Annotated in this window: 1 protein-coding gene; it reads left to right on the top strand. The window is 45.8% G+C overall.

The window, feature by feature from the left end; all coding sequences use genetic code 11:
- Positions 1 to 249, top strand: a 249-nt coding sequence (locus AAEY72_RS15840; protein WP_352311604.1) for a M13-type metalloendopeptidase, incomplete at both ends; no start/stop codon positions are given.

Raw genomic sequence — 249 nt, forward strand, 5'->3', positions numbered from 1 at the left:
CTACAACCCAACCATGAACGAAATCGTGTTCCCTGCTGCGATTTTACAACCGCCTTTCTTCAACTTAGAAGCTGATGATGCGGTTAACTATGGTGGTATTGGTGCTGTTATTGGCCACGAAATGGGCCATGGCTTTGATGACCAAGGTGCTAAATTTGATGGCGAAGGTAACATGCGTGACTGGTGGACCGAAGCTGACTTAAAAGCATTCGAGTCAAAAGGCAATGCATTAATCGCTCAGTACAATGG

It is taken from the genome of Psychrobacter sp. W2-37-MNA-CIBAN-0211, assembly GCF_040309405.1.
Lineage (GTDB): Bacteria > Pseudomonadota > Gammaproteobacteria > Pseudomonadales > Moraxellaceae > Psychrobacter > Psychrobacter glaciei.